Annotated in this window: 4 protein-coding genes; all 4 read left to right on the forward strand. The window is 65.9% G+C overall.

Features of this window, described 5'->3' with window-relative positions:
• On the forward strand, window positions 1–324 hold a 324-nt coding region (locus ACEN88_RS29600; protein WP_413345448.1), incomplete at its 5' end, for a helix-turn-helix domain-containing protein.
• Window positions 325–444: 120 nt separating this feature from the next.
• Window positions 445–657, forward strand: coding sequence for a tautomerase family protein (locus ACEN88_RS29605; RefSeq protein ID WP_413345450.1), 213 nt, complete (start codon window positions 445–447; stop codon window positions 655–657).
• A gap of 118 nt (window positions 658–775) precedes the next feature.
• On the forward strand, window positions 776–1,333 hold the full coding sequence (locus ACEN88_RS29610; RefSeq protein ID WP_413345451.1) for a type II secretion system protein: 558 nt from the start codon (window positions 776–778) through the stop codon (window positions 1,331–1,333).
• Window positions 1,334–1,481: 148 nt separating this feature from the next.
• A partial coding sequence (locus ACEN88_RS29615) for a GAF domain-containing protein (protein WP_413345453.1) occupies window positions 1,482–2,281 on the forward strand: 800 nt, incomplete at its 3' end.

Consider the following 2,281-nt stretch of genomic DNA (forward strand, 5'->3'; position numbering starts at 1 on the left):
CCAGGCCTGCTGGCGGCGCTGTACGACTACCTGCTGGAACGGGTGCGCGCCGCGCCCTCGCTGGAGCGCACGGCCCACGATTTCGGCGCCAGCCCGGCCACGCTGAAGCGCCAGCTGCTGCGCCATCACACGCATTTCCAGGCCGAGCTGGACCAGGTGCGCACGCACGTCGCGCTATGGCTGTTCCAGGCCCGCCGCCTCGACAATGAAGCGGCCGCGGCCTACCTGGGCTTCCACGATGCCGCCAATTTCCGCCGCTCGTTCAAGCGCTGGACGGGCATCACGCCGGGACCGCTGCGGCTGGCGCTGGACGCGGCCCTGTGAGCATGATTGTTGGGCGAGGTTGAACAGACTTCGCCATTTCTCCACATTTATCGCATTGGCGCGAATGCCGACAATGCCTGCACCGGCGACATTCGTCGCCATTCACGACAAGGAGGCATCATGCCATTCGCAAATTTCAAATTCCCGGAGGGCGTCGTCGACGCGGCCCGCAAGGAAGAGATCATCCACCGCACGACGGCGATGTTCGTCGAGTATTTCGGCGAGCAGGCCCGGCCTTATTCGATGGTGCTGGTGGAAGAGGTCGCCGACGGCGGCTGGGGCAGGGCGGACGAGACGCTGACCCTGGCCAGGATGGGCCTCGCCAAGCCGTAGAGACGCAAGGTTACAACGGTCGGCCAACCAAATGATAGATATGTGGCGAGTGTATTGATATACTGAAATAATTCTTTGTGGAAAAGAATGTAACCGGCTTATCTACCGAGCTCGCGCCATGTATCGACATCAAAATGGAATTCACGCCCCGACCGCAGCACGGACCCGGGGCTTCACGCTGATCGAACTGATCGTCGTCATCGTCATCCTGGGCGTCCTGTCCGCGGTCGCGTTGCCGAAATTCGCCGACCTCGGGGGCGACAGCCGCAAGGCGTCGATCCAGTCGCTGACCGGTTCCGTCAACACGGGCATCAAGCTGGTCAAGTCGCTGACCGCGATCCGCGGCGCCGGCACGCCGCTCGCCATCGCGAACCTGACGAACGTCGACATGGACGGCACCAAGATCCGTGTCTGGAGCGGCTACCCCGACCGGTGGTGCGACGGCATCGGCTCGGTGGTGCAAGGCCTGACGGTGCCGGCCAACGGCTGCTACCTGTCCGCGGCGGCAGTCGAGGCCGACGGCTACACGTTCTATGGCTACGGCAACAACAAGATCCCGAACGGCGATGCCGGATGGCGCATCGAAAGCGCACCGAATCCCACGCAATGTTCCGTGCAGTACTCGTATGCCGGCACCGGCGTTCCGACCGTCAAGGCCAATACCGACGGGTGTTGAGCCGCGGGAAACGCGGCACAGCTTGATTGCGCCTGCAATGCATTAGCGCGCCACGGCGGCGTGCTTTTCGATAGCATGGGGTGTCAATACGAGCGATACAGTGCCGATGGAGATCCCACCCGCAGCCGCCGCGTCCTGCGTGGACGACGTGCTCATCACAAAGGAACTGGAGCGGCGTCCGCGCCGGGCGCCCGACTACGCGGCGGAAAACCGCGCGATGGCTGCGCTCGCCCGCCAATTGGCCGCCGATCCGCACGGCGTCCCCCGGACACTCGCCGAACTGGTGCTCGAATTGTGCGACGCCGGTTCGGCCGGCATCAGCCTTCTCGAGGAACAGGACGGGCGCCGCTACTTCCGCTGGCACGCGGCGGCCGGGCTGTTCGCGGACCATCTTGGCGGCACGATCGCTTTCGACATCAGTCCATGCGGCGTCGTAGTCGACCGCAATCAAACCATGCTCATGCGGTACGGCGAGCGCTGCTTCGCGGCGATGGCCGGCTTCGACCCGCCGATGATCGAAAACCTGCTCGTGCCGTGGACGGCCCAGGGCCGCGCGGTGGGCACGGTATGGGTAATCAGCCATCGCCCCGACCGCGAATTCGATGCCGAGGATGCGCGCGTGCTGCGCAACCTGGCCGACTTCGCGGCTGCCGCCTACCAGGCCATCGTCGCGCTCGATGAAACGGCCGAGGGCCGGCGCGAACTGGAGCAGGCGGCCGAGGAACGCACGCGCGTGCTGGCGGAGCACAACCGCATGCTCGAACACGAGATCGCGCAGCGCCGCCAGGCCGACGACGCGCTGCGCGCCAGCGAGCAGCGCTACCGCGACCTGATCGGCGCGATTCCGGCCGGCGTCGTCGCCTGCGATGCGGCGGGGACGGTCGTGGTGCACCACGCCCGCCCCCCCCCCGTGGGGGGTGGTTTTAACCACAGGAGCGGGCCCCCCAA

The sequence above is a fragment of the Massilia sp. CT11-108 genome (assembly GCF_047302915.1).
In the GTDB taxonomy this organism is placed as follows: domain Bacteria; phylum Pseudomonadota; class Gammaproteobacteria; order Burkholderiales; family Burkholderiaceae_D; genus Telluria; species Telluria orientalis.